A 24,475-nucleotide genomic window follows, 5' to 3' on the forward strand; every position below is an offset into this window, starting at 1 on the left:
GTGAAATGGCAATTAAAAGAGTCGGTAGTCAAACGGTAAAGCTATTAAATCCCCCTGCAATTGTTTCAGCAGCTTCTATTGTGGGACCGAAAGAGGGACAGGGACCTTTGTCAAACTACTTTGATAAAGTTTTGGAGGATGATTTGTTCGGTGAAGATAGCTGGGAAAAGGCTGAAAGCAAAATGTTAAAGGAAGCTGTAAGGATGGCAGTTAGTCGGCAGGATTTAATGCTACCTGATATAGACTATATGTTGGGGGGAGATCTACTAAATCAATTGATGTCCAGTAGCTTTGCTGCTAGGGATTTACAGATACCTTTTCTAGGTCTATATGGAGCTTGTTCCACCATGGCTGAATCCTTAAGTTTATCAGCAATGTTGGTGGATGGAGGTTTTGCAGACCGTTGTATTGCTACTACCTCCAGTCACTTCTCAACTGCAGAGCGTCAGTTTCGATTTCCGCTGGAGTTGGGTAATCAAAGGCCCTTAACCTCCCAATGGACTGTAACAGGTGCTGGTGCTGCTTTGGTGGCTAATGATGACGGAGGTCCCTTTATTACTTATATTACAACAGGTAAGGTAATAGACTATGGCATTATTGATGCCAATAATATGGGGGCTGCCATGGCTCCAGCAGCAGCTGATACCATAGGTAGACATTTTGATGATACTGGTATGTTACCAGAGGATTATGATTTAATCATTACAGGAGATTTAGGGAGATATGGAAGAGATATAGCCAGTGACCTATTAAAAACAAAGGGATACGAGGTAGTTAAGAACTTTACAGATTGTGGAATAGAGATATTTAATCCTAAAAAACAAGATACCCATGCAGGAGGCAGTGGTTGTGGATGTTCAGCAGTGGTATTTTGTGGATACTTGTTTAAATTACTGCGGGAACATAGGTTAAATAAAATTATGCTAATATCTACTGGGGCCCTCTTTTCACCCACCAGTGCACAACAGGGGGAATCAATACCTTCAATTGCCCATGCTGTCACTATTGAGAGTAAAAAAAAGAATTAGGAGGCAATGCCCATGGAGAGTTATGTTAATGCTTTTATCATAGGGGGATTAATCTGTGTTATTGGACAGCTTTTAATGGATGGCACCAAATTGACTCCCTCCCATGTTTTAGTCCTATTTGTGACTTCTGGTGTCATACTAACGGCACTAGGGCTGTATGAGCCTTTGGTGAAATTTGGTGGAAGTGGAGCAACCATTCCTTTACCCGGCTTCGGATATGCATTGGCAAAGGGGGCTTTTAAAGGTGTCAAGGAGAGTGGCTTAATTGGTGCTTTTACAGGAGGAGTCCAAGCCACTTCTGGTGGGATTACTGCAGCAATAGCCTTTGGGTATTTAATGGCTATAATATTTAGTCCTAAAACAAAACCATAAAGTTAGGAGCGAGTATAATGAACCCACAGGAAAAGAGAAAAGTAATTATAGTAACCGATGGGGATGCATGTGCCCAAAGAACAATAGAAAAGGCAGTAACTAATATTGGTGGTAGATGTATTTCACAGTCAGGAGGGAATCCAACACCTCTAACTGGAGGTGAGATTGTAGATTTAGTAAAAACAGCAAAACATGATCCCGTAGTCGTGATGACAGATGATGAAGGAAATGTCAACACTGGTATTGGAGAAAAGGCTTTAAGACAGATTATGAACCATCCCGATATCGAAGTGTTGGGCATAATAGCAGTAGCATCAAATACAAAAGAAGTAGAAGGTGTACATGTAGATTTTTCTGTAGATGCCCAAGGACATATATTGGATAAGGCTGTAGATAAGGATGGAAATCCAGGGTTCAATAAAGTACTTTACGGAGATACAGTAGATGTCATCCAACAGGCAGATCAAAAGCCATTAATAGTTGGCATAGGAGATATAGGTAAAATGAAGGGTCATGATGATTTCAGAAGGGGAGCACCGATTATTACTAGGGCGCTTCAGGAGGTTATAGCACGAAGCGGTGCTGAATTCCATTAGTAGCCTGTTGAAAATACCTCAACTTCTTCGTCACTGCGAAAGATCAGCACTCTTGCGTATTACGTATACGCCACGACCGCTGGTCTTTCTTGTTCCTTGAATCTAAGGCATTTTGAACGGGCTACGATACCTGTTGAAAATACCTCATCTTCTTCGTCACTGCGAAAGACCAGCACTCTTGCGTATTACGTATATGCCACGACCGCTGGTTCTTAATTGATGACTTATGATAAAACTCATTCACGAAAAAGTTCTCTTTAATATTAATCAAATGTAGAGCTTTCTATTCGTTATAAAAATAGGCTACAGATTTTTACATCTGTAGCCTATAATATATCTAATTAAATGATTTAATCGTTGTTACTGTTGTTCTCAGCATCGTTACCACTGTTATCACCATCATTGCCTTGGTTTTGATTATTCCTTCTATTGAGGAGATTTCTTAAAATATCTCTAGCGTTTTCGGTGGTACTTTCCTCTGATTCTTCTTCTGTATCTGGATTTTCCGGATTGATCACATCTGTTGCTGAGTCATCTTCTTCTCCCGCAGTACCATTATTGTTACCAGGGAAGGGAAGTGAATCCAACCAATCAATGGTAGGATCATAGTATTCAGTAGGAAGCTGATAGATATAATCATCTGGAACAATACCGTTATTTTCTTCTGGGTTATAAGGAACAGGTCTTTGGATAAACACCCTTGACTCTATCTCCCAAGGTGGAGTTAGTTCAGTTGCTAGTTTACCCGATGGCACATGAATGTCAGCCAATACATGAACATCACATTCTTCGGTGGGTTCTGTACCTTTAATAAAAATCTCAGAGATAATGGTGCTACCTCTAGGATCAAGGTGACAATATGGCCCAGGCAATTTTCCAGATTCCGAACAAACACTTACCCGTACAATATTGTCTGGCACTTCAAAGCTCTTTGGACTATAGTCTCGATGAATTTTTGTCATAATCTTGTTCCATAATCTAACAGACATGCCACTACCATCTGAAAGCTCCTGAGGAATGTCATTACCTATCCATAGGGCTGAAGTATAGTAGGGGCTGTATCCAGCGAACCAAGCATCTTTTTTGTCGGATGTTGTACCGGTTTTACCAGAAACAGGGATACGAGAGTTATTTGAATCTATTCGTGCATTTCTACCTGTACCAGCATTGACAACAGTTTTTAACATATCTGTCATGATATAGGCAACATCTGGTGTTAAGACTCTATTTGCATTTGGTTTGTTATCTAATAATAGATTTCCTTGACGGTCGTATACCTTTGTATAGGTGATGGAATCCATTAGAATCCCTTTGTTAGCCAATACCCCATAGGCACTGGTTAACTCTAAAGGTGTAACCCCTCTTGTCATACCCCCTAAGGCAGTGGAATAGGTTTCATCGGTATATTTTTTGCCGTTTACCACAAGTGGGTCTTCTCTAGTAATAACAGTGGAAATTCCCATCTTTTTCATATATTCAAACATGGTATTGAAGGCACTAAGGTCATCAGTTCCTAATCGACTAGCGGCTTCAACTGCAACGACGTTACTGGACCATTGAATTGCTTCCCTCATGGTGATTAGTCCTTTAAATTTTTTGTTGTAGTTATTTGGCCATGGTTCATTTGGTTTATTTGTATTAAAGTAAACTGGCACTTCATCGAATACTGTTGCAGCCGTATTGCCCATATCAACAGCAGGCGTATAGACTGCTATTGGTTTGATGGCCGACCCTGGTTGTCTTGGGTGTAGGGCTCTATTATATATTTTCTCACCCTTCATAGCTCGACCCCCCACTAGGGCTTTAATTTCCCCTGTATGGTGGTCTACAATGACCATTGCGGCTTGAGGTTGCAAATTGCCATCTTCATCTAATTTTGAACCTGGGAAGTTAGCTGGATTTTCAAATTCTTCTTCTAGAATGTTTTGAGCTCGTACATCCATTGTACTGTAGATCCTTAACCCCCCCGAATACAACATGGCTTGTGCTTCTTCTTTTGTATAGCCTTCATTTTGAAGCCCTGCCATAACATCCCTCTTCACCAAATCTCCAAAGTAAGAGGTAATTTCTTGATTAGCGAGACGATTTGGTTTTAAGTTAGAGGCTATATCTTCTTCTAAAGCAGCTTGATACTCTTCTTCAGTAATCTTATTTAGTCGTCTCATTACACCTAAAACTGTCCTCTGTCGTTGAAGAGATACCTCATTAAATACAATTGTATAAGTTGAATCTGAATCATCTAAAATAATATGATTTTCTTCTACTTGATCCTTGTAAAGGGTCTTAATAGGTGAATATCGGAAGGGGTATCGGGTGATACCAGCTATTAAGGCTGCTTCTGCAATAGTAAGATCTCCAACATCCTTTGAAAAATAGGTTTGGGCAGCTGCTTGAACACCGTGGGCAACCCCACCAAGGTTAATGGTATTCATATAAGCTTCTAAAATTTGATCCTTGGAAAGCTCCCTATCAAGTACGATACCATAATACATATCCTTAATCTTACGACTGTAGCTACGGTCACCTCTTGAAAGGTAGAGGTTAACAGCCAATTGTTGGTTAATAGTACTTGCACCATGTCTAGCACCAGTTCTAAGATTAGTATAAATGGCCCGTCCAATTCCTCTTAAGTCAATTCCATTATGGGTATAAAAACGCTCATCCTCAATGGAAACAAAGGCATCTTGTACGTGTTTTGGAATATCCTTTAAATCTACAATAATTCTAACATTGTCACTTTGGATTTTTTCGATGACTTGACCATCAGCATCTAATATGAAGGAGCTTTCCTCCAATAGTTCATAGATGTTGGAGGGATCAATAGGTTCTGCATCTTTGATGATGCCATAAACAATAGCAGAAACAGCAGCAGTCCCTATCAAGCCAATGATGATTATTGACAGTAGTACAATCTTGAAAATTTTAAAAGCTCTATTCTTACTTTTTTTAGTTCTCTTTTTTGATTCATCTGTTTTTTTATTTTGGTTATTATCCGCCATAAGTTTTACCTCCATCTAGAAAAGTATGCCTTCTGAATAATGCAAAAATGCAAAATTAGGGAAAAGCATAAAATCAAAACTATTATAACATATCCTTTGTAAATTGTTAAAGAAAATAATTGAAATCCTACTACTAGACTATATTATATCATAAAACTACCTATCTTAGAGTATGAGGGAATAATTAGCAAACTATACACATACATGCTACCTTCTTCATATAAATAAATATAAAGGGGGTGTTGGGTTTGTATATAATTAGTAAAAAAAAGAAAAAAAGATATAAGATATTATTAGTGTTAATCTTAATCGTTGTGATTACCATCGCTTCTTTTGTTTTTATAGATCGTGAAATCATGCCTACGGTACAGGCGATAGGAGAATTGAAGGCTCAGGAGTTGACCACCAGAGCGGTAAATCAGGCCGTAAGTATTGTGTTGGATAATGGAGTAAAATACGAAGATTTAATTTCGGTAAAAGAGGATGGAGAAGGGAATATAACCCTCATGCAAGCTAACACAATGTATATGAACAAGGTAGCCTCCGATGTTGCTCTGACGATCCAGGAACACTTAAAGCAGATAAAGACAGCTTCAGATAGGATTCCTCTGGGTAATGCCATAGGTAGTCAGCTGTTGGCCCAATATGGCCCGAAGATGAATCTAACCGTCACTCCATTGGGAATGGTGGACGTTAATTTTGGGACAGAGTTTGAACAATCGGGTATTAATCAAACTAGACATAGAATTTTTTTAATCATTACCACCAATGTAAGGGTAATCGTCCCCTTTAGTTCTAAGCCTATAGAAGTGATTACTTATGTGCCTTTAGCAGAGACAATAATAGTAGGTAGAGTTCCTCACAGCTATATAAATGTACCAGAAAATGAATTTATGAACGTAGTGCCTAATGGTGATGGAGATTAATACTAAAAACTGAAAATATGATGATCCTAAGTATATGTAAGGGATGAATAAAATACATTTAAAAGTTTACAAAAAAAGTGCGTTAATATTTTAACAATTGTAGAATTATTCAAAGAATTAGATTATAATAATGATTTGTAGGGGAGTAGTTCAGTTCACATATTTACAAATTATACTAGGAATTTACATTTATACTTATTTTTATACCGTTGTGTGAATATAAATAATATTCTAATAAACGATTAAGTCAAAAAAAAGTGTCAATAATTCTATTAACTATATAAGATTAAAAAGGAAAGGTGATTTGTTGAATGGAAATGAAAACAGCAGAAAAAACAGAAGTAAAAGTAGACACAAAAACAGAAACTCCTTCTGAAAGAGCTAGAAGAGTTCTTGGAAAAGGGATCAGAAAAAAGAGATTTAGAAGACTAAAGAACTGGGAAGTAAAGAATCGTTACATGTTAGGTTTAATGTTTGCAGATGATATTAAAGTAAGTGATTTAGCAGAAAGAATAGGTGTGTCTCCAAGAACTGTTCAAGCGTGGATCTATGAGGGTAGACTTCCTAAGGACGATAATATTGAGAAGGTTTGTGAAGTATTAAGATGTCCAGAAGATATTTTATTTAGAGAAATAAGACAATAGAAATTTCTAAAAAACGTCGTGTAACACCATTATCCGAGTGTAATGGTGTTATTTTTTATTTTAACCATTTTTCTTGTTTTTTGAAATATATTTATAGTAGTACAGTTGTCTATTGAGAAAAAAAAAGATATGATAAGGATAGAGTTGAGAAAATAAGGAAGGCGTGTATTATTATTCTCAACTATGTATACTCTAGTTTTGATAGACCAAATATTTGTGGGAATGGGAGTGAGTTTTCTATGGAATTAGAAACAAATGAAATCATACATAATCGTGCCATCCTTGTAGGGATGAATCATACACGAAAAAAAGACGAAATAGATATTGAAAGTTCAATGGAAGAATTGGCTGAGTTGGCACAGGCAGCAGGGGTGGAAGTACTGGCCACAACTGTGCAAAATAGAGAAGCTGTAAATGCCGCCCTTTATATAGGTAAGGGGAAGGTAGAAGAAATTAAACAGCTTTGCGATAGTCTTGAAGCAAATTTAATTATTTTTAATGATGAACTGTCGGGTTCTCAAATTAGAAATTTAGAAGAAGCTATACAGATGGATGTGATTGACCGCACCACCTTAATATTAGACATTTTCGCCCAGAGAGCCACTACGAAGGAGGCAAAGCTACAGGTAGAGTTAGCCCAGCTAAAATATAGACTTCCTAGATTGACGGGCTTAGGTAAAAAATTATCTAGACTTGGGGCAGGGATCGGTACAAGAGGCCCTGGGGAAACAAAGCTAGAGACCGACCGTCGTCATATAGAGAGAAAAATAGACTTCATAAAGGAAGAATTAAGGGAAGTTAAAAAGGTAAGGGAGGTACAAAGATCCCAAAGACTTAAATCAGAACTGCCCATTGTTGCTTTAGTGGGTTATACCAATGCTGGTAAGTCCACCTTAATGAATGTATTACTAAGAAATAGTGAAGAGTATGAAGCAGCTCGGGAAGTATATGCTGAAAACATGCTTTTTGCCACTTTAGAGGTTTCATTAAGGAAAATGGCCTATCCGGATAATTTAAATTTCCTTCTTACCGATACTGTAGGATTTGTAAGTAAGCTACCTCACAACTTAGTGGATGCATTTAAGGCTACCCTAGAGGAAGTTACCTATGCAGATCTACTGCTACATGTAATTGATGCTTCAAATGAAAACTATCATTTGCAAAAGGAAACCACCCTTTCTGTATTAAAGGAATTAAAGGTAGATACGAAAAGAATTATTGATGTCTATAACAAAATAGATGCCCTAGAAGATGCCAATGCTATTCCTAAGGATGATAATATAATAGGGATCTCTGCTTTAAATGGAACTAACCTAAATGAATTAATGGAAATCATCCGAAGGGAAGTAGGTATAAGCATGGTGGAGGCGGAGTTGATAATTCCTTATAATAAAGGAAGTGTTGCTTCACAACTTCATGAAATTGCCACTGTTATTACCTCTGAGTACCAAGAAGAAGGAATCTATTTTAAAATTAAAATACCTGCAATAGAGTATCCAAAATATATAGATTATGAAATAGAATAGGTGTGTGAGATAAATGGAAAATTCAAGTTTTCCAATCGTTTTAGGCTGGGAAGATCTTAAAGGAAGTTTGGGGGAGGAGGATTATTTGATTACCTACCTCCTTTATCAAGAGGGCAAAAGCGTAGATTTGATTGCTAAAATTCGAAATCTTCCTATAGAGCAGGTACAACAACACATCCTACAGTCAAAGATGAGGCTAAAAAGAGAAAAGAAGGTCAATCAGGATGTACAGGAGAAAATCGTATATCTTCCTAGTTTTGTGAATCTACTGGCAGCGGATAAAAATAGAAGACTAGAAATGTTGAATAGTCTTGATCAAAGGGAAAGAAATAATTTAAGTGGATATTTAATAAAGGTTGTACCCACTATTGATAATGCTGAGGATAAAATGATTGCCCTTTGGATTTCAGGTCAACTGGAGGATATAAGACTGTTGCCTACCATCTATAGGGAAATTAACCATAAGCATGGTGGCGTCAGAAGGATGGTGTGTTCTGCTTTAAGGAAAATACCCCATCAGGATAATATTGAGGTACTTCATAGGGGACTTCAAGACATGAAGCCGCAAGTAAGGCAGTATGCAGCAAAGGCCTTAGGTGAAGTAGGTGATGAAAAAACATTGAAAAAACTCAAAAACCTCTTGAACAACCCAAAGGAGACTGAGTACGTAAAGCGTGCCTATCTACTGACAATTGACAAGATACAGGAAAGATTAAATAGTAGATCTAGTTAAATGAAATCTAGTTAGATAAAAAATATTAAACCCAGCCATTGGAAGGTGTTCTTACCAAACAGTTGCTGGGTTTTTTATTGACGGAGCTTTGTTTTTGTTTCTTCAACAATCTTTACTACATCAAAATAGGCTTGCAATGATCCTCTAGCGACAATGGGTCGTCCAAACCTGACCCAGTTCATCCTGCGGGAAGTAAAGCCTCCCAATTTCATAAGAAAATTTACTGTCGATAGAGTAGATATAATCATTAAGTCATCACAATGGCCATTTAACAACCTCCATGTATCTTCAATAAGAGGGATGGCTAGATGGGGGACGAATTGTCGGCTTAAATTATAAATACAATTACCCATTTCATCAGTACCCCGAAACATGATTTTACCACGATCACGTATGGTCATATTATCAAAATATGGAATGTTTAAAATATCATCAACAGTGGGTTTATTCTCCATTGGGAGCTTGTTGAGGTGGATTGCTGTAGCCAGTACAGAGGAATGGGCACCTCCTACACAATGGTAAATAACGTGCAAAATAATCACCTGCTTTATTTAATCTATGCTCAAATATCATTCTTCCACAGGTATTATTTTACCATGATAGCAAAGAAAATATGTGTAGCTGAATATAATTATAAAATTTTGGTAATTATAAGGCTAATCTCAGAATATAATAAAGTAATGAAAGACATGAAGATTTGGTGATTGTCAAGAATAATTATGTAAAAATTCTGAAAAATAGTTGTAGAGTGCCAAATTTTAGTGTATAGTATTATTAAGATTGATGGAAGGAGGACTGTCCAATGCTGTTAAGAAATTGTGCAGGCGGTGTTGTGTTCTATGCGAATCAGGTGTTCATTTTAAAAAATGATAAAAATGAGTGGGTTTTACCGAAAGGTGTAATTCGTAATGAGGATCTCTCCTGGGAGGTTGCGTTGAGACGTGTGAAGGTTGAAGCAGGTATAGACGCAGACATTATTGCCAGTGCTGGGGGAACAAGTTACGAATTTTTTTCTATTTCAAGAAAACAGCCTATATGCAATGAAATAACATGGTACATCATGTCTACGACTTCCAAACATTACAAAGTAAATCATGATTTAGGATTTAAGGAGGGTGGATTCTATCCAGTGGATAAGGCCATATCAATGATCACCTACAGTCAAGACAAATCACTAGTAAGTCTATCCTATAAGAAGTACAAAGCAATAAAAAGAATTAAGGTAGTAGTCTAAAAAGCTTTTCAAAAGTGAATACCTTATCAAGAAGCCCAACCACCTATCTTAGGACATACGTAGGAGGTTGGGCTTCTTGTCTATCATGATGCCCTATGTTATAATGATGGGAAAAATAGTAAATAAAGGATTGTGATAGGATGATAGCTGAATATAAGACCATTAAAAACGATGGTGAAGATGAAATAATGATAGAGAAATCAAGATTTATTGGATATGCGATGCCCATCGAAAAGGAAGAAGATGCCCTAGTGTTTATAAAGGAAATTAAAACGAAGCATAAGGATGCCACCCACAATGTCCATGCCTATGTAGTGGGCTACAACAATGAAATCCAACGATATAATGATGACGGAGAACCATCTGGTACAGCAGGGATGCCTGTGCTGGAGGTTATTAAAAAAGAAGACCTGAGGAATGTTGTTGTCGTGGTAACAAGATACTATGGGGGAATCAAGCTTGGGGCGGGGGGGCTAGTCAGGGCATATACAAAAGGGGCGAAAATTGGTCTTGAAGCTGGACAGATGGTGACTAAAAGAAAGTATCAGCTCCTAGAAGTAAAGGTGGACTATACCCTCTTAGGAAAGCTTCAAAACGAAATACTTCAAAAAAGCTTTACGATCAAGGATACCATCTATGAAGATGCGGTCAACTTCTTAATCTACGTGAAGAAGGAAGAGGTAGAGAACTTTAAAGAATTGGTGGTGGAATGGACCAATAGCAGATGTCAGATTATCGAAGGTGAAGTAGAATATTTAACAGAAATAAATGGTAAACTGATGTTGTAGAGGAAACAATATAGGGTATATAGAGAATATAAATTTTTGAGAGGAGGTGTGGGGATGGACAAAATAGAAGTAAACAAAAAAGAAATGCTTCAAAAGAAGACCTGGGCAGTAGTTGGAGCAACTCCTGATGCTGAAAAATATGGATATAAAATCTATAACAAACTAAAGAATCATGGTTATAATGTATATGGAATTAATCCAAAACATGAAAATCTTGAGGGAGATCAGCTATACAAGAGTTTGCTAGACCTACCAGAAACACCCGAATGTGTAGATATGGTGGTGAATCCAAAGGTTTCAATGGCAACATTAGAAGATATACATAAGGCTGGCATCAAATATGTTTGGTTCCAACCCGGAACATTTGATGAAGCTGTAATTAATAAAGCTGAATCTCTAGGACTAAACATTGTTTATTATGACTGTGTTTTAGTGGCCCTAGATGAATTAAAGTAAAAAAGCAGATGAAAAGCCAGTACCCATACGTATTTTTACATACGCTTCGGTTACTGGCTTTTATTGTAGCTTCAAACCTTTTCCTTCTTTTTACTCTTATAAAAAAATTCATAAATCCCCATGATCAATAGGAAAATTCCGAAAAACCTCCTTAAAGTATGGGAGGGAATCTTCAAGGCAATACTAGAACCGAACCAAGCCCCCAATAGTCCGAATATAACGATAGGGATGGTAAATTTAATCAAAATATTTTTATTTTTAACATGAACATATAGGGCTACTAATGCTACGGGTATAAAGGAGATTAAGTTGATACTTTGGATGGTTTGTTGTTGGAGTTCAGTGAGGAATATTAAGCCAGGAATTAGAATCGTACCACCACCAATTCCCATTCCTCCAATAAATCCTGTGATTAATCCCAGTATAAAAATAATCATCCAATCACCATCCTTAGGGCGGCAATGATCATAAAAACACCAAATATTTTTCGTAATTTACTGGCGGAAAAATGGGTCAAGGATTTAGAACCGATATAGCTTCCGATTACCCCACCCATAGCGACATTCCAAGTGACATCTAGATTGGTAAAACCATTTCGATAATAGACAAAGCTACTGACCAATGCAAAGGGCAGAATAATGGAAATGGCTGTAGCATGGGCTTTGTGCTGGGATACATCAAAAATGAAGTAAAGGGCAGGGACAATAATTGTACCTCCTCCAGCTCCAAAAAGACCATTGATCACCCCTGCTACAAAGCCAACGGCAATTAATTTAATCCAATGGATATAATTGTGTTTAGTGGTATATTTCATGTATTCACCTCTATTAGGAGTCTTAATCGCTTATAAATTTAATTTAACCATCTAAAAATAAAACTATTCAGCACTAAAAACTTGACACACTTCATATACATTACATATAATGTACATATACTTAAATTCATACCAATTTACTCGGAAATAAAAATAGGAGGGGAAAATAATGAAAAAAGCAAACTCTATTCATGAATTAATTGGTAATACACCTCTGGTAAAGTTGAATCGTATGGTGGATGAAGATATGGCGGATATTTATGTAAAATTGGAATTCTTCAATCCTGGTTCAAGTGTTAAGGATCGTATTGCTTTAAATATGATTCAACAGGCGGAGAATAAAGGTCTTTTAAAGGAAGGTTCTACGATTATTGAACCCACCAGTGGTAATACTGGTATTGGGCTTGCCATGATCGGAGCTGCAAAGGGTTATCCTGTGATTTTAGTTATGCCTGAAACAATGTCTATTGAAAGAAGAAAGCTATTGAAGGCATATGGTGCTCAACTAATCTTAACTCCTGGAGAGAAGGGAATGAAGGGTGCTATAGATAAAGCAAGAGAACTAACCGAAGAAAACGCTGATTACTTTATGCCTCAGCAGTTTGAAAACTTAGCAAATCCTGAAATCCACAGAATGACTACGGCAGAGGAAATCTGGCAGATGATGGAGGGGGATGTAGACGCATTTGTTGCAGGTGTTGGAACAGGTGGTACTGTAACGGGAGTAGGAGAAGTGCTGAAGAAGAAAAATCCGAGTATAAAAATAGTCGCTGTTGAGCCTGAGAAATCTCCAGTTATTTCTGGTGGGCAACCAGGACCCCACAAAATTCAAGGAATTGGTGCCGGATTTATTCCTGATATTCTAAATGTAGATATCATTGACGAGGTAATCAAAGTAGATGATGAAGTTGCAATGGAGACAGCTAGAAAATCAGCCGCTACAGAGGGGCTTTTAGTGGGTATTTCTTCAGGAGCTGCAATATATGCTGCTATGGAGGTTGCTAAAAAGCTAGGGAAAGGTAAGAAGGTTGTAGCCATCATGCCATCCTCTGGGGAAAGATATTTAACGACTTCGTTGTTTAATTTTGAAGACTAATCTGAAAATGGCTTTTTCAAATCAGTAACGCTATCTAATCTTTAACAATTAATATCTAACTAAAGTACAATTAAGAGGCAATGTCTGGATTGTTGAGCATTGCCCTTTTTTATTATTTATCGTCATTCTTTAAACAAAATGATTAATGAATTTGTTACAGAAATGGAGCTATGAATACAAATAAAAATCAAAGCAAATATTAGTTAAATATGGTATAATAACTTGAAAACAGAAGATAGGAGCTGGTTTTTTTGTCTATGGAAATAGAAAAGAAAATAGATCAAGTAGTAGAATGGTTGCAGGATCAGGTAAGAAAATCAGGTACAAAAGGTTTGATGGTAGGGATTTCTGGTGGAATCGATTCGGCTGTAGTGGCGAACCTGATCAAGAGGGCTTTTCCAGATAACTCATTGGGGGTTCTTCTACCTATTAATAGTAACCCAAAGGATGTCGAGGACGGCATCGCTGTATGCGAAAAAGCTGGACTAAAATATATGCAAATGGACTTAAGTGAAGAAAAATCTGACATTCTAGACCTTGTAAATAAAAACCTAAAGGAAAGTGGTCTTTATGATGAGGAAAGGGCTAGAAATACTGATGCTAACCTTCGGGCAAGACTTAGAATGAGTACATTATATGCAGTTGCCAACAACCTTAACTATCTAGTGGTTGGGACAGATAATGCTGCTGAGGTATATACGGGATACTATACTAAGTATGGTGATGGCGGTGTGGATCTTTTACCGATAGCTACCCTAAAAAAATATGAGGTATTTCAATGGGCAGAGGTGATGGGGGTGCCAAAATCAGTCATTGATCGCCAGCCTACAGCAGGCCTGTGGGAAGGTCAAACAGATGAAATCGAAATGGGTACAACCTATGCTTATATAGATGCCTTCTTAGATGGCAAGGTGATTCCTGAAATGGATCGAGAAATCATCGAAAGATTACATAGAGTCTCTCAGCATAAGAGAGTTATGCCTCCTTATCCAGAGGTATAAGGTGGAGATAAGGTTTAATTGAAATTCTCACGGAATTATGCTAAAATATATGTGCTATTAAGAACAGTATTTTTTTAAAGTTATAGGAATCTTAATACATATAGAAAATGCATGAAATGATAAGGAGTGAGTTTTGTGGGACGAATTGGTAATATCATTGGTCGTAAAGAGAAACAGGATCAAAAAAGAGCAAAAATCTATACTAAAATGGCAAGATTAATCACTGTTGCTGCTCGAGAAGGTGGAGGAGACCCAGAATACAATGCAGCTCTAAAGAATGCTGTCGATAAGGCTAAGGCGTCTAATATGCCAAACGATAATATTGATCGGGCGATTAAAAAGGGTACGGGTGAGCTTGGGGGAGATAACTTTGAGTATATCACCTATGAAGGTTATGGACCAAGTGGTGTAGCTGTGATTGTTGACGTATTAACAGATAACCGTAACCGTACAGCAGGTGACGTAAGACATGCCTTTGATAAAAACGGGGGTAATCTAGGGACTTCTGGTTGTGTGTCCTTTATGTTCGATCGTAAGGGACAAATGCTAATTGAAAAAGATGACTCCATTGATGAAGATACCCTTATGATGGCTGCTTTAGAAGCAGGAGCTGAGGACTTTACAAGTGAAGAGGAAGTGTATCAAGTAATCACGACTCCAGAAGATTTTTCGGTAGTTAAAGATGCTTTACTAAAGGAAAACTACACTTTCTTAAGTGCAGACGTAGTATATATTCCTCAAACAGAGGCAACTCTTCAAGGGGAAGATATTAAGAAGATGAAAAAGCTGATTGATATGCTAGAGGATAATGATGATGTGCAAGAGGTTCATCATAACTGGAATGAAGAAGAATAGGTTGGAAATACTGCGTTGCAGGGTTGTTTAGTGCCGAAAAATACAGTGAATAATGGCATACATCCAACTTTTATTCCTTTAACTAAGTTATACAAATTGCACACCTTTTTTCATAAATGTTTATCGTTAAACACTTATGGGAAGGGGTGTTTTTTTATTGATAGGAATCCAATTGTTGAAAGTTGTAAGGGTGAGTTGAAAAACTGACAAAAGTCATAAAAATAGATTTTTTTCGATTATAATGCATAATAGCAAGAGGATATAAAACAGAAGTTTGGCAAGGGTAGCGTAGGAGACAGTATGTCGGGAGTTGAATAATGTAGAAAATTGCTGGAATGAAATGAAAATGCATATCAATTCTAACTGGCCATAGATTAGCTAAAAATTCAACATAATATTCAAAAAAAATCGCCACATTTTGCATAATATGATATAATAACTTGTAAATATTAATTTATAAAAATTAAGAGAGTAGATTAAAAGTCAAAGGATATGATAAATGATAATATTACATAATTTTTCTTAGAGTTATATTTCTGCAAAATAAAAAGCTACATTGTTTAATAGAAGATGGTGAAAATCTATGATTTTGTAGCAGATTACTTTGTTAAGAGCCTGTCACACAGCGGTCATTTTAGTTTCATCTAGTTAAGTATGGAAGGTTGTAACAATCTTATTTCATATTATGTTAAAAGGCAAAACATTTATTTCTCAATGTGGGAGGAGTTTTTAGTTTGCATAAAAATAGATTTTTTATCTAAGCTGTTATGCATTTTCCTCAATAAAATGTTTGTGTTTAATCTAGTGTAAGTAAACTCAAAAGAAAAAATAAGACGTATAGGAGAATTAAAATGACTAATTTAAAGAAAGTAAGAAGAAAAAGAAAGGGTTCGATAAGGAAGGAGCTACTCTATATACCATTAATAGTTGTTTTAATTGGTATTACCTGTTTGGGAGCGGTGTCATCCTATTTTACAAGACAAAGTTTGCTGCATGAGATGAAGCAAAATGGCTTTTTTATGTCACAAAGTTTTATTGAGAAGTTGGAAGACAATTCAAAGGCTTTAAAAACAGTGAATAGAACCTTAGACGATAAACTTAGGATAACTAATAATAACGTAATGAGAATTAAAGGTAATCTGAACAATGAACTGATAAAAGATTTAGCCAATGATTCTGATGTTGAGCAGATAAACTGGTATAGTCCTCAAGGAGAAATTATTTACTCAAATATTGATGGTTATATAGGTTGGACTGCACCACAGGGGCATCCTGTTCATGACTTTATGATAGGTAATAGCAATGAATTTCTTGAAGATATAAGACAAGATACTGAGTCTAAAGACTTTCTTAAATATGGATACTTTAAAAGTAATGATGGATTTTTTGTACAAATAGGAGTGCTAGCAAATAAAGTCCATGATTTAACAGAAAACTTTAGCTATCAAAGACTTATTGAAGATTTAGCTTCAGGGGAAAAAATCGAATATGCGTTATTGATGGACAAAGATTTAAAAACATTTGCCCATAGTGACCAAAATGAAATTGGTGTCGTTTTTGATGATGAGGGGAGTAAGTTGGCAGCTATTCAAGGTGAGCCGTATTCACAGGAGTGGTATTATGGAAAAGAAAAAGTTACAGTTTATGATGTTTTGTATCCGTTGATAATAGATGGTGAACATATTGGAGCAGTGGCTATAGGTTTTTCGATGGATGACGTAAAATCAGCGATAAATAAAAATCTTGCAATAGTTTTAATTACAGGAGTTTTGATATTTGTAATTCTAGGATTAATATTAATTAATATATCAAATAATGCGATAAAAATAATTAATGTATTAAAGAAACAAATGAATTTTATGGCTGATGGTGATTTTAGTAAGGATTTAGATCTAAAATTATTAAGTAGGAATGATGAATTAGGAGAAATATCTCAAGCAGTAAATACAATGCAACACTCTGTAAGAAATATAATCGAAAATGTTGTAGATAAATCTCAACAGGTAGCTGCATCCTCTGAAGAATTAACTGCAATGAGTCAACAGTCAGCAACGGCTGCTGATGAAATTGCAAGAACTATAGAAGAAATTGCTAAAGGAGCAAATGAGCAAGCTAAAGATACTGAACAAGGGGCTTTATCCATTTCAGAGCTTGGAAACATAATAATTGAAAATAAAGAGTATATAAAACGCTTAAATATTTCAACAGAAAAAGTAAATAAGCTTAAAGATGAGGGATTTGATATCTTAAAAGACCTTGTTGAAAAGACTAATATCAATATTAAATCAACGAATCAAATACGGGAAGTTATCATCAATACAAATGATAGTGCAGCAAAGATTACCAGTGCAAGTGAAATGATAAAAAGTATAGCTGAACAAACAAATTTGTTAGCCCTTAATGCAGCTATTGAAGCAGCCAGAGCTGGTGAACAGGGAAGAGGGTTTGCAGTTGTAGCAGAGGAAATAAGAAAACTTGCAGAACAATCAAACAAGTTTACTGAAGAGATAAGCTCTATCATCAATGAATTAGCAGATAAAACCTCAGGCGCTGTAAAAACTATGGAAGAAGTTGCAAGTATTGTTTCTTCACAATATGAAAGTGTTGATAAAACCAATAGTAAATTTGATGGTATAGCACAAGCCATTGATGAAATTAAGATAGACATAAATAATGTTAATTTATCAAGTGAAGATATGACATATAAAAAAGAAGATATTATTAAGGTAATAGAGAATTTATCTGCTATATCAGAAGAAAATGCAGCAGGTACTGAAGAAGCATCTGCATCAGTAGAAGAGCAAACAGCCACAATGGAGGAAATTGCTAGATCTAGTGAAGAACTAGCTCAAATAGCTGTTCAGCTTAAAAATCAGGTAGAACAATTCAAACTTTGATCGAATAAAGTATACTAAAAGGCTCCTAAAGTAAATGGAGCCTTTTTCGACTTTATGACTCATATTTCCCAGAATATAATTTGATTTTACATCAATTAGATTGTTCTTTTTTAAAAAATTCCCTAATAAAGATATTTTGGAAAATCCTAAGTATTTCATATCAATTTTTACATTATATTCAAAAGGGTTACAATACCCTTGATAAAAGATTAAAATAATTGATTACCCTCGAGAGCAGAATGTGGTCTTCTTTATACATTTAGTAACTTTAAATACTATATTTGATAGTTTTACTAAAGTGGTATAGAATTCTAGCATTACCCCTAAGCTATTTTTTGTACAGCTTGCTTCTAAGCAATAAATATTATATTCTTGAAATGATAGAAACTTTTATATCCAAGGGATAAGAATTATTTTGAGTATAGGTTTTATCTTTATTTTCGATACATCCTTAGCATATTTAAGGAAATAATCTTTGAGGAAGGGTTTGTCAATGAAACATAAGAACATATTAATACATGGCTACAACAAAACTTCCAGTGATATGAAGGTCTTAAAAGACAACCTAGAAAAACTAGGACATGGATGTATAATACTAGACTTACCCCTGACTTATCATAAATTAGAGCATGGGACTATGCTTTTAGAGGAGATGCTTTCCGACTTGATAAAGGATTTAAAGGAAGGGGAAAAGCTTAATCTGGTGGGGCACAGTACAGGGGGATTGGTGATCCGACACCTATTATCCTTCACCTCCCATAGAAAATACATTGATAAATGTATTTTAGTTGCAACACCCAATAGGGGGAGTGATTTTGCTAATCTTGTAGGGAGAATTTTTAGAATAGCCTTTAAGAAATATAAAACCTTGAAATCTATACAAAGTTGCGAGTTGAAACGTCTTGGTTTAGGTGATGAGTGCAATGATATTGATATAGCTGCTATTGCAGGCAATAATAACAATCTGTTTTTTGGGAATTTGTTAAGGGAAGAAAATGATGGTAGGGTTACAGTGAAGTCTGTAAAGATTGAGGGATTAAAGGATTTTATCCTGCTGCCCTATGGGCATAAGGACATTCATTATCAACCGGTTACGGCTGAATTGATTGATTCTTTTCTTAGGACAGGAAAATTTAAAGTGGACTAATCAATCATAGCAAAAAAGCAAATTACTTTATGCATAAATTTAACAATCTACCTTGACAAAGATAAAACTATATCGTAATATTAGAATATATTAATAAAAGAGGTGTTCTGATTGGATATTACAAAACAAAAAGAGCTTTATGAGGACTATAGTGAAATGCTAAAAGCGCTAGGTCATCCCATTCGTTTATGTATTGTAAGGGGATTGCTGCAAAAGTCAGGATGTAATGTATCCCATATGCAGGAGTGTCTTGATATTCCACAATCCACTATATCACAACACTTAACTAAGCTGAAGAGTGCTGGGATTATTGTTGGTGATCGAAAGGGCCTAGAAATTCATTACAGTGTAACAAATGAAAGAGTCCAAAAAATTGTCGAGGTGCTTTTTCCTGTGGAGAATGTTTAAAATTTCTATTTAGCTAAGTCCTAAATAGAAGTTTTTTTAAGAACTTATATTTGATTATTTGAATATATAAATTTAATAATAAGTTGAAATGATAGCTACTATTTAGAAGGGGGAAATTAATAAAATGAAGAAGAAAAAGATTTTAATCGTTGGTGGCGTTGCTGGTGGAGCATCTACAGCTGCTCGTTTGAGAAGATTAGATGAAAACGCTGAAATTATTATGTTTGAAAGAGGAGAGCACATTTCCTTTGCAAACTGTGGGCTTCCATACTATATTGGTGAGGTAATCCAACAAAGAGATGCCCTATTAGTTCAAACACCAGAGGGTATGTCTGCAAAGTTCAATATTGATATAAGAGTATTCAACGAAGTAACTAAGATTGACAGAGAGAAGAAGGTACTTCAAGTTAAAGATCTTAAAAATAACAGAACCTACGAAGAAAGCTATGATTATGTAGTGCTTTCTCCAGGGGCTAGTCCAATTATGCCTCCAATCCCAGGAATTAAAGAATGTAAAAACCTGTTTACATTAAGAAATATTCCAGATACAGACGCGATCAAATCTTTTGTGGATAACAAGAAGCCAAAAACAGCAGCTGTTATCGGTGGTGGATTCATCGGGGTTGAAATGGCAGAAAACTTAGTCCACAGAGGTCTAAAGGTATCTTTAGTTGAGATGGCAGACCAAATCATGGGACCAATTGACTACGAAATGGCATCTATTCTTCATAATCATATCGAAGACAAAGGTGTTCAACTAATTTTAGAAGATGGAGTTAAGTCCTTTGAAAAAGATGGTAAAGAAATTATTCTTCAAAGTGGTAAGAAAATCAATACAGACCTAATCATTTTCTCTATTGGTGTTCGTCCAGAAAATCAACTAGCAAAGGATGCCAACTTAGAACTAGGAGTTGGAGGAGCCATCAAAGTAAATGAATACCTTGAAACTTCTGACCCAAGTATCTATGCTTTAGGGGATGCTATCCAAGTAAAAGACTATATCAATGGTCAGGATGCAATCATTCCTTTAGCAGGACCAGCAAACAAGCAGGGGAGAATAGTTGCTAACAATCTTGTAGGTAAAAAAGAAAAGTATGTAGGTACTATGGGAAGTGCTGTAGCCAAAGTATTTGATATGACAGTTGCTTCTGTAGGAAACAACGAAAAAATTGCAAAGAAACAAAACTTAAAATACGAGGTAATTCATATTCATCCAGGTTCCCATGCTGGATACTACCCTGGAGCTTTCCCAATCTCAATGAAGATGTTATTTGATCCTAAGACAGATAAGATTTTAGGGGCTCAAGCTGTGGGTTACGATGGAGTAGAAAAACGTATAGATGTCATTGCAACTGCTATTAAGGCAGGACTTAAGGCAACTGATCTTAAGGATTTAGAATTAACCTATGCACCTCCATTCTCGTCTGCTAAGGATCCAGTAAATATGCTGGGTTTTGTGGCTGAAAATATGAAGCATGGTCTTGTGGAAACCTTCCAATGGCATGAAGTAAAGGCTTTGCAAGATAATAAGGCTGTCCTTGTAGACGTAAGAGAAGAAATCGAAAGAGAATTAGGATTCATTGAAAATACGATTAATATTCCTTTAGGTCAGCTTCGCAACCGTTTAAGTGAGCTACCAAAAAAGGAAACAATCTATGTATACTGTCAGGTAGGAATCAGAGGATATTTAGCGGCTAGAATCTTAACTCAAGCAGGATACAAGGTGAAGAACCTTGATGGTGGTTACAAGACCTATGGAGCAGTATTTAGACCTAATGTAAATGATACTGAATGTATTATAGAGATTGATGATGACGGTACAGCAAGAAAGAACTGTGACCCAGAAGTAGTTAAATCCCACGTAAAAATCAATGCTTGTGGATTACAGTGTCCAGGTCCAATCATGCAGGTATTCCAAGCAATGCAATTAATGAATGATGGAGAAATTTTAGAGGTAACTGCAACTGATCCTGGTTTCTCTAAAGACATTCAAGCATGGTGTGCTAAAACAGGTAACTCCTTAATTCAAAGTACCTTTGACGGTAAAGCCTTCAAGTGTTTAATTCAAAAAGGGGCAGCAGGTATGCTAGCTGAAGATAAAAAAAATGCTTTAGTAAGTAGCCAGCAACAACCTATGGTTATTAAAGAAGACAAGGAAAATGCAACAATCGTTGTATTTAGTGGAGACTTAGATAAGGCCATCGCATCCTTCATCATCGCTTCTGGTGCTGCTGCTATGGGTAAAAAGGTAACGTTATTCTTCACCTTCTGGGGATTAAATGTATTAAGAAAAGATCATCACCCTAAGGTTGAAAAGAGTGCTGTTGAAAGAATGTTTGGCTGGATGATGCCAAAAGGACCAAAGAAGCTTCCTATTTCTAAGATGAACATGGCGGGTATGGGTCCAAAGATGATCAACTATGTAATGCAGCAAAAAAATGTTGATTCTCTAGAAGTCCTAATGGCAAATGCTTCAAAGGTTGGTGTAAAATTAATGGCTTGTGCAATGTCAATGGATATCATGGGAATAAAAGAAGAAGAGTTGATAGATGGTGTAGATATTGGTGGAGTTGCAACTTATTTAGGAGAAGCAGAAGACGCTGGTCTTAACCTATTTATCTAATGTATATAACATACTAATGAGTTAAGGTGGTCTTGTAGTTCAAGATCGCCTTTTTACTGAAGTGGTCAGTGAAGTACTTTATTAACTTGCCTTGATTTGCCAATAAATTTAGTGCTATAATAATTAAATGGGTACAAAATGTACACCTTCTTATAGGGTTTCTAACGAAAATTCTATGGGGGGGTGTTTCTATGTGAGGAATCAAGAATAAGACCGGCTAAAATGTAGTAAAATATATTATAGATCCTTAAATGAGAGAAAAAAGATAGCAATAAAAAATGAATATAGTAGGTGACGTATGAAGTACATAATATTTGATTTAGAATTTAATTCAGCTTTTAAAATTAATAGAAGAACTAAACAGCTCATGAGGGGTGATACAAATCCCCAATGTCCACAGGAAATTATAGAAATAGGGGCTGTAAAAACAAATCTCAAGGTTGAGGTAGAAGATACCTTCAAGCAGTATGTAAAGCCACAACTCTATACCAAAATCCATCCAAAGGTTAAACAAAAAACTTTAATAACTAATGAAGATTTAATGATGGGAGTTCCCTTTGAAGAAGCTATTGATTCCTTCAAGGAGTGGATTGGTGATGGGGATTTTATCCTATGTTCTTGGGGCAGAGATGATATAAATGAGTTAAAGCGTAACTGCAGTTTCCATAAGATCAATACCGATTGGTTTGATAAATATTTAGATATTCAGCGGAAGTGTATGAATGCCTTAAATCTTCCCAAAGGACAACAAATCGGTCTTAAAAATGCACTTGAGACTTTAGAAATAGAGATAAATAGTACCTTTCATCAAGCCCTCAATGACGCCATGTATACTGCAAAAATACTAAAAGAGCTTAAAGGTGATCGGTTTAAAGAAATTTAATTACAAGTAATATCATATTTTTTACCCTTTAGGCTCAAATTATAGATAGTAGGATCATGAAAGGAGCTAGAGGGATGAAGATTAAAGATGTTGCTGAGATTAGTGAGTTGAACAATGAAGATGGACTAATGGATATTATCTTGAGTGTAGATTTAGACGAAGAGGTGGCCTCTAGGTGGGAAGTGACAGACCCTAAAGTATGGGCAGTGTATCAAAAACATGGTGATTTAAAGCTGGATCACATTGAATTGGTAGACCAGGGTATGAATGTTCATGGTTTTGAGTTTACCGATGAAGATAGACAGGAGATACTCAGATTTATCGAAGGGAAAATAATCAATCAAGATTAAAATAGATTACACTAAGAAAAATTTTGATAGAACATATTCAGCCCCAGGGGAGGAACCTTTGGAGCTGTTTTTTTTAAGTATTATTAAAATCAATAGAAGAGGCAAACAACAGTGAAAATCATCGTTTGTGTAGGATAAAGTTGTAGGATATGCTACAATTAAGGAGAAAAAGGATGCCCATCTTATGCATCTATTGTAATATTACTACTAATATATAAATTAAATAAAACCCCATCAACTACTGGGGATTAGTAGGCATACTTTGAGTTATCTAATGGAAAAGTATGAAATCAAGAAATAATGTAGATAGAAGTATAGAAAAAAGGGGATGAATAAATGAAGAAGCATAAATTAGCCTATATATTACTTGGTATTTTTATTTCTATTATTTTTCTTTTTAAAGCAGTTGAAATAGTAGCTTTTAATGAAGCCCATTATGAAGCTATGTTTATTAAATACGATATACCTAAGGCTACGGGACTGGAACTTGAGGAGCTAAGAGTGGTCATGGGGGATGTATTAAAATATCTAAAGGATGATAGAGAGTTGCTGGATACGACTATGATAGTAGATGGCAATGAAGAAGCGGCATTTGGAGAGCGGGCTGTACTCCATATGATCGATGTAAAGGAATTATTCATTGCAGGAGGACGAATAAGAAATATTGGATTTGTTGTGGTCATCGGGTTGCTGATTTATTTGAGGATGAGGGATGGAAAATGGAAGGAAAACTTTACGAAGGCAATGTTTTACGTAGGGATAGTAAATATTTTACTAATGTTATTGTTATACATTCTCATGCTAATGGATTTCTATAAATACTTTACCTACTTCCATTTAATTTTCTTTGATAATGACCTTTGGATGCTGGAGGCAGATGAGTTGATGATTCAAATGCTACCAGAAGGTTTCTTTAACGATACAGCGGTGAAGATTGCTTCTTATTTCTTTGGTGTTAATGTGTTGTTGGGAGTTATTGGGTTTAGAAAGTTTGGAGTGTTTGATAGGCTTAATGGAAAAGGAAATAAATACTAGTATGAAAGATAAATTTTAGTAAATTGCAGGATTTTATCATGTAATGAAAGAAATACTCATTATG

24 protein-coding genes are annotated in these 24,475 nt (G+C 35.9%); 20 read left to right on the forward strand and 4 right to left on the reverse strand.

Going from position 1 to position 24,475, the window contains the following annotated elements; genetic code table 11:
- Positions 1 to 5 precede the first annotated feature (5 nt).
- From spoVAD to JOC73_RS00235, 3 genes are read left to right on the forward strand one after another with little or no spacing between them, the layout of a single operon-like run.
- The gene (spoVAD, locus tag JOC73_RS00225; RefSeq protein WP_204399829.1) at positions 6 to 1,028 is read left to right on the forward strand and encodes a stage V sporulation protein AD; all 1,023 of its coding nucleotides are present in this window, start codon (positions 6 to 8) and stop codon (positions 1,026 to 1,028) included.
- 12 nt (positions 1,029 to 1,040) lie between these two features.
- Positions 1,041 to 1,400 (forward strand): stage V sporulation protein AE, encoded by a 360-nt coding sequence (spoVAE, locus tag JOC73_RS00230; protein WP_204399830.1) that lies wholly within the window; start codon positions 1,041 to 1,043, stop codon positions 1,398 to 1,400.
- Between the two features lie 17 nt (positions 1,401 to 1,417).
- Positions 1,418 to 1,996, forward strand: coding sequence for a stage V sporulation protein AE (locus JOC73_RS00235; protein ID WP_204399831.1), 579 nt, complete (start codon positions 1,418 to 1,420; stop codon positions 1,994 to 1,996).
- A 350-nt stretch (positions 1,997 to 2,346) separates the two neighbouring features.
- Here JOC73_RS00235 and JOC73_RS00240 read toward each other — a convergent pair whose 3' ends face one another.
- Positions 2,347 to 4,995: a transglycosylase domain-containing protein gene (locus JOC73_RS00240; RefSeq protein WP_204399832.1), complete on the reverse strand. Its 2,649-nt coding sequence runs from the start codon at positions 4,993 to 4,995 to the stop codon at positions 2,347 to 2,349.
- 239 nt (positions 4,996 to 5,234) lie between these two features.
- On the opposite strand from JOC73_RS00240, the gene yunB reads away from it, so the two are divergent.
- From yunB to JOC73_RS00260, 4 genes are all read left to right on the forward strand, one after another.
- Positions 5,235 to 5,921 (forward strand): sporulation protein YunB, encoded by a 687-nt coding sequence (gene yunB / locus JOC73_RS00245; RefSeq protein WP_334297429.1) that lies wholly within the window; start codon positions 5,235 to 5,237, stop codon positions 5,919 to 5,921.
- Positions 5,922 to 6,232: 311 nt separating this feature from the next.
- On the forward strand, positions 6,233 to 6,565 hold the full coding sequence (locus tag JOC73_RS00250; RefSeq protein ID WP_204399834.1) for a helix-turn-helix domain-containing protein: 333 nt from the start codon (positions 6,233 to 6,235) through the stop codon (positions 6,563 to 6,565).
- A 239-nt stretch (positions 6,566 to 6,804) separates the two neighbouring features.
- Positions 6,805 to 8,091 carry a GTPase HflX gene (gene hflX, locus JOC73_RS00255; protein ID WP_204399835.1) on the forward strand — a complete coding sequence of 429 codons (1,287 nt, stop codon included), beginning with the start codon at positions 6,805 to 6,807 and terminating at the stop codon, positions 8,089 to 8,091.
- 13 nt (positions 8,092 to 8,104) lie between these two features.
- Positions 8,105 to 8,824 carry a HEAT repeat domain-containing protein gene (locus JOC73_RS00260; RefSeq protein WP_204399836.1) on the forward strand — a complete coding sequence of 240 codons (720 nt, stop codon included), beginning with the start codon at positions 8,105 to 8,107 and terminating at the stop codon, positions 8,822 to 8,824.
- 74 nt (positions 8,825 to 8,898) lie between these two features.
- On the opposite strand, the gene JOC73_RS00265 is transcribed toward JOC73_RS00260, so the two are convergent.
- The gene (locus JOC73_RS00265) at positions 8,899 to 9,366 is read right to left on the reverse strand and encodes a DUF3189 family protein (RefSeq protein WP_330613027.1); all 468 of its coding nucleotides are present in this window, start codon (positions 9,364 to 9,366) and stop codon (positions 8,899 to 8,901) included.
- Between the two features lie 260 nt (positions 9,367 to 9,626).
- Here JOC73_RS00265 and JOC73_RS00270 point away from each other — a divergent pair, with 260 nt between their 5' ends.
- The 3 genes from JOC73_RS00270 (at position 9,627) to JOC73_RS00280 (ending at position 11,302) form a co-directional block, all read left to right on the forward strand.
- Positions 9,627 to 10,058 carry an NUDIX domain-containing protein gene (locus tag JOC73_RS00270; RefSeq protein WP_204399837.1) on the forward strand — a complete coding sequence of 144 codons (432 nt, stop codon included), beginning with the start codon at positions 9,627 to 9,629 and terminating at the stop codon, positions 10,056 to 10,058.
- Between the two features lie 140 nt (positions 10,059 to 10,198).
- Positions 10,199 to 10,846, forward strand: a complete 648-nt coding sequence (locus tag JOC73_RS00275) for a YigZ family protein (RefSeq protein ID WP_204399838.1) — start codon at positions 10,199 to 10,201, stop codon at positions 10,844 to 10,846.
- Positions 10,847 to 10,900: 54 nt separating this feature from the next.
- Complete coding sequence (locus JOC73_RS00280) at positions 10,901 to 11,302, forward strand: CoA-binding protein (protein ID WP_204399839.1); 402 nt, start codon at positions 10,901 to 10,903, stop codon at positions 11,300 to 11,302.
- 71 nt (positions 11,303 to 11,373) lie between these two features.
- Here JOC73_RS00280 and JOC73_RS00285 read toward each other — a convergent pair whose 3' ends face one another.
- Together JOC73_RS00285 and JOC73_RS00290 are read right to left on the reverse strand one after the other, a co-directional pair.
- Positions 11,374 to 11,739 (reverse strand): sulfite exporter TauE/SafE family protein, encoded by a 366-nt coding sequence (locus tag JOC73_RS00285; RefSeq protein ID WP_204399840.1) that lies wholly within the window; start codon positions 11,737 to 11,739, stop codon positions 11,374 to 11,376.
- On the reverse strand, positions 11,736 to 12,116 hold the full coding sequence (locus JOC73_RS00290; protein ID WP_204399841.1) for a sulfite exporter TauE/SafE family protein: 381 nt from the start codon (positions 12,114 to 12,116) through the stop codon (positions 11,736 to 11,738). Before JOC73_RS00290 ends, JOC73_RS00285 begins: the two co-directional genes overlap by 4 nt.
- 169 nt (positions 12,117 to 12,285) lie before the next feature.
- Here JOC73_RS00290 and cysK point away from each other — a divergent pair, with 169 nt between their 5' ends.
- The 10 genes from cysK (at position 12,286) to JOC73_RS00340 (ending at position 24,411) form a co-directional block, all read left to right on the forward strand.
- Positions 12,286 to 13,212, forward strand: a complete 927-nt coding sequence (gene cysK, locus JOC73_RS00295) for a cysteine synthase A (protein ID WP_204399842.1) — start codon at positions 12,286 to 12,288, stop codon at positions 13,210 to 13,212.
- Between the two features lie 257 nt (positions 13,213 to 13,469).
- Positions 13,470 to 14,213 (forward strand): NAD(+) synthase, encoded by a 744-nt coding sequence (nadE, locus tag JOC73_RS00300; RefSeq protein WP_204399843.1) that lies wholly within the window; start codon positions 13,470 to 13,472, stop codon positions 14,211 to 14,213.
- Between the two features lie 135 nt (positions 14,214 to 14,348).
- Entirely contained in the window at positions 14,349 to 15,068 is a 720-nt protein-coding gene (locus JOC73_RS00305; protein ID WP_204399844.1) for a YebC/PmpR family DNA-binding transcriptional regulator, read from the forward strand.
- Positions 15,069 to 15,919: 851 nt separating this feature from the next.
- Positions 15,920 to 17,965, forward strand: coding sequence for a methyl-accepting chemotaxis protein (locus JOC73_RS00310; RefSeq protein ID WP_204399845.1), 2,046 nt, complete (start codon positions 15,920 to 15,922; stop codon positions 17,963 to 17,965).
- Between the two features lie 493 nt (positions 17,966 to 18,458).
- On the forward strand, positions 18,459 to 19,112 hold the full coding sequence (locus JOC73_RS00315) for an alpha/beta fold hydrolase (protein WP_204399846.1): 654 nt from the start codon (positions 18,459 to 18,461) through the stop codon (positions 19,110 to 19,112).
- 111 nt (positions 19,113 to 19,223) lie between these two features.
- Positions 19,224 to 19,520, forward strand: a complete 297-nt coding sequence (locus JOC73_RS00320; RefSeq protein WP_330613029.1) for an ArsR/SmtB family transcription factor — start codon at positions 19,224 to 19,226, stop codon at positions 19,518 to 19,520.
- 124 nt (positions 19,521 to 19,644) lie between these two features.
- Positions 19,645 to 22,143 carry a CoA-disulfide reductase gene (locus JOC73_RS00325; RefSeq protein WP_204399847.1) on the forward strand — a complete coding sequence of 833 codons (2,499 nt, stop codon included), beginning with the start codon at positions 19,645 to 19,647 and terminating at the stop codon, positions 22,141 to 22,143.
- A 298-nt stretch (positions 22,144 to 22,441) separates the two neighbouring features.
- Positions 22,442 to 23,026: a 3'-5' exonuclease gene (locus JOC73_RS00330; protein ID WP_204399848.1), complete on the forward strand. Its 585-nt coding sequence runs from the start codon at positions 22,442 to 22,444 to the stop codon at positions 23,024 to 23,026.
- A 74-nt stretch (positions 23,027 to 23,100) separates the two neighbouring features.
- Positions 23,101 to 23,376: a hypothetical protein gene (locus JOC73_RS00335; protein ID WP_204399849.1), complete on the forward strand. Its 276-nt coding sequence runs from the start codon at positions 23,101 to 23,103 to the stop codon at positions 23,374 to 23,376.
- A gap of 336 nt (positions 23,377 to 23,712) precedes the next feature.
- Positions 23,713 to 24,411: a TIGR01906 family membrane protein gene (locus JOC73_RS00340; protein ID WP_204399850.1), complete on the forward strand. Its 699-nt coding sequence runs from the start codon at positions 23,713 to 23,715 to the stop codon at positions 24,409 to 24,411.
- The last annotated feature ends 64 nt before the right edge of the window (positions 24,412 to 24,475 follow it).

It is taken from the genome of Alkaliphilus hydrothermalis, from assembly GCF_016908555.1.
Taxonomy (GTDB): Bacteria; Bacillota; Clostridia; order Peptostreptococcales; family Natronincolaceae; genus Alkaliphilus; species Alkaliphilus hydrothermalis.

What these genes read in the sequence shown, in the direction of transcription:
- JOC73_RS00280 (WP_204399839.1), top strand. Translation starts at nt 10,901, where the DNA reads ATGGACAAAATAGAAGTAAACAAAAAAGAAATGCTTCAAAAGAAGACC.
- JOC73_RS00315 (WP_204399846.1), top strand. Translation starts at nt 18,459, where the DNA reads ATGAAACATAAGAACATATTAATACATGGCTACAACAAAACTTCCAGT.
- JOC73_RS00340 (WP_204399850.1), top strand. Translation starts at nt 23,713, where the DNA reads ATGAAGAAGCATAAATTAGCCTATATATTACTTGGTATTTTTATTTCT.
- JOC73_RS00250 (WP_204399834.1), top strand. Translation starts at nt 6,233, where the DNA reads ATGGAAATGAAAACAGCAGAAAAAACAGAAGTAAAAGTAGACACAAAA.
- nadE (WP_204399843.1), top strand. Translation starts at nt 13,470, where the DNA reads ATGGAAATAGAAAAGAAAATAGATCAAGTAGTAGAATGGTTGCAGGAT.
- JOC73_RS00335 (WP_204399849.1), top strand. Translation starts at nt 23,101, where the DNA reads ATGAAGATTAAAGATGTTGCTGAGATTAGTGAGTTGAACAATGAAGAT.
- JOC73_RS00270 (WP_204399837.1), top strand. Translation starts at nt 9,627, where the DNA reads ATGCTGTTAAGAAATTGTGCAGGCGGTGTTGTGTTCTATGCGAATCAG.
- hflX (WP_204399835.1), top strand. Translation starts at nt 6,805, where the DNA reads ATGGAATTAGAAACAAATGAAATCATACATAATCGTGCCATCCTTGTA.
- JOC73_RS00310 (WP_204399845.1), top strand. Translation starts at nt 15,920, where the DNA reads ATGACTAATTTAAAGAAAGTAAGAAGAAAAAGAAAGGGTTCGATAAGG.
- spoVAE (WP_204399830.1), top strand. Translation starts at nt 1,041, where the DNA reads ATGGAGAGTTATGTTAATGCTTTTATCATAGGGGGATTAATCTGTGTT.
- JOC73_RS00290 (WP_204399841.1), bottom strand. Translation starts at nt 12,116, where the DNA reads ATGAAATATACCACTAAACACAATTATATCCATTGGATTAAATTAATT.
- JOC73_RS00325 (WP_204399847.1), top strand. Translation starts at nt 19,645, where the DNA reads ATGAAGAAGAAAAAGATTTTAATCGTTGGTGGCGTTGCTGGTGGAGCA.
- JOC73_RS00240 (WP_204399832.1), bottom strand. Translation starts at nt 4,995, where the DNA reads ATGGCGGATAATAACCAAAATAAAAAAACAGATGAATCAAAAAAGAGA.
- JOC73_RS00260 (WP_204399836.1), top strand. Translation starts at nt 8,105, where the DNA reads ATGGAAAATTCAAGTTTTCCAATCGTTTTAGGCTGGGAAGATCTTAAA.
- JOC73_RS00330 (WP_204399848.1), top strand. Translation starts at nt 22,442, where the DNA reads ATGAAGTACATAATATTTGATTTAGAATTTAATTCAGCTTTTAAAATT.
- cysK (WP_204399842.1), top strand. Translation starts at nt 12,286, where the DNA reads ATGAAAAAAGCAAACTCTATTCATGAATTAATTGGTAATACACCTCTG.
- spoVAD (WP_204399829.1), top strand. Translation starts at nt 6, where the DNA reads ATGGCAATTAAAAGAGTCGGTAGTCAAACGGTAAAGCTATTAAATCCC.
- JOC73_RS00285 (WP_204399840.1), bottom strand. Translation starts at nt 11,739, where the DNA reads ATGATTATTTTTATACTGGGATTAATCACAGGATTTATTGGAGGAATG.
- JOC73_RS00275 (WP_204399838.1), top strand. Translation starts at nt 10,199, where the DNA reads ATGATAGCTGAATATAAGACCATTAAAAACGATGGTGAAGATGAAATA.
- JOC73_RS00235 (WP_204399831.1), top strand. Translation starts at nt 1,418, where the DNA reads ATGAACCCACAGGAAAAGAGAAAAGTAATTATAGTAACCGATGGGGAT.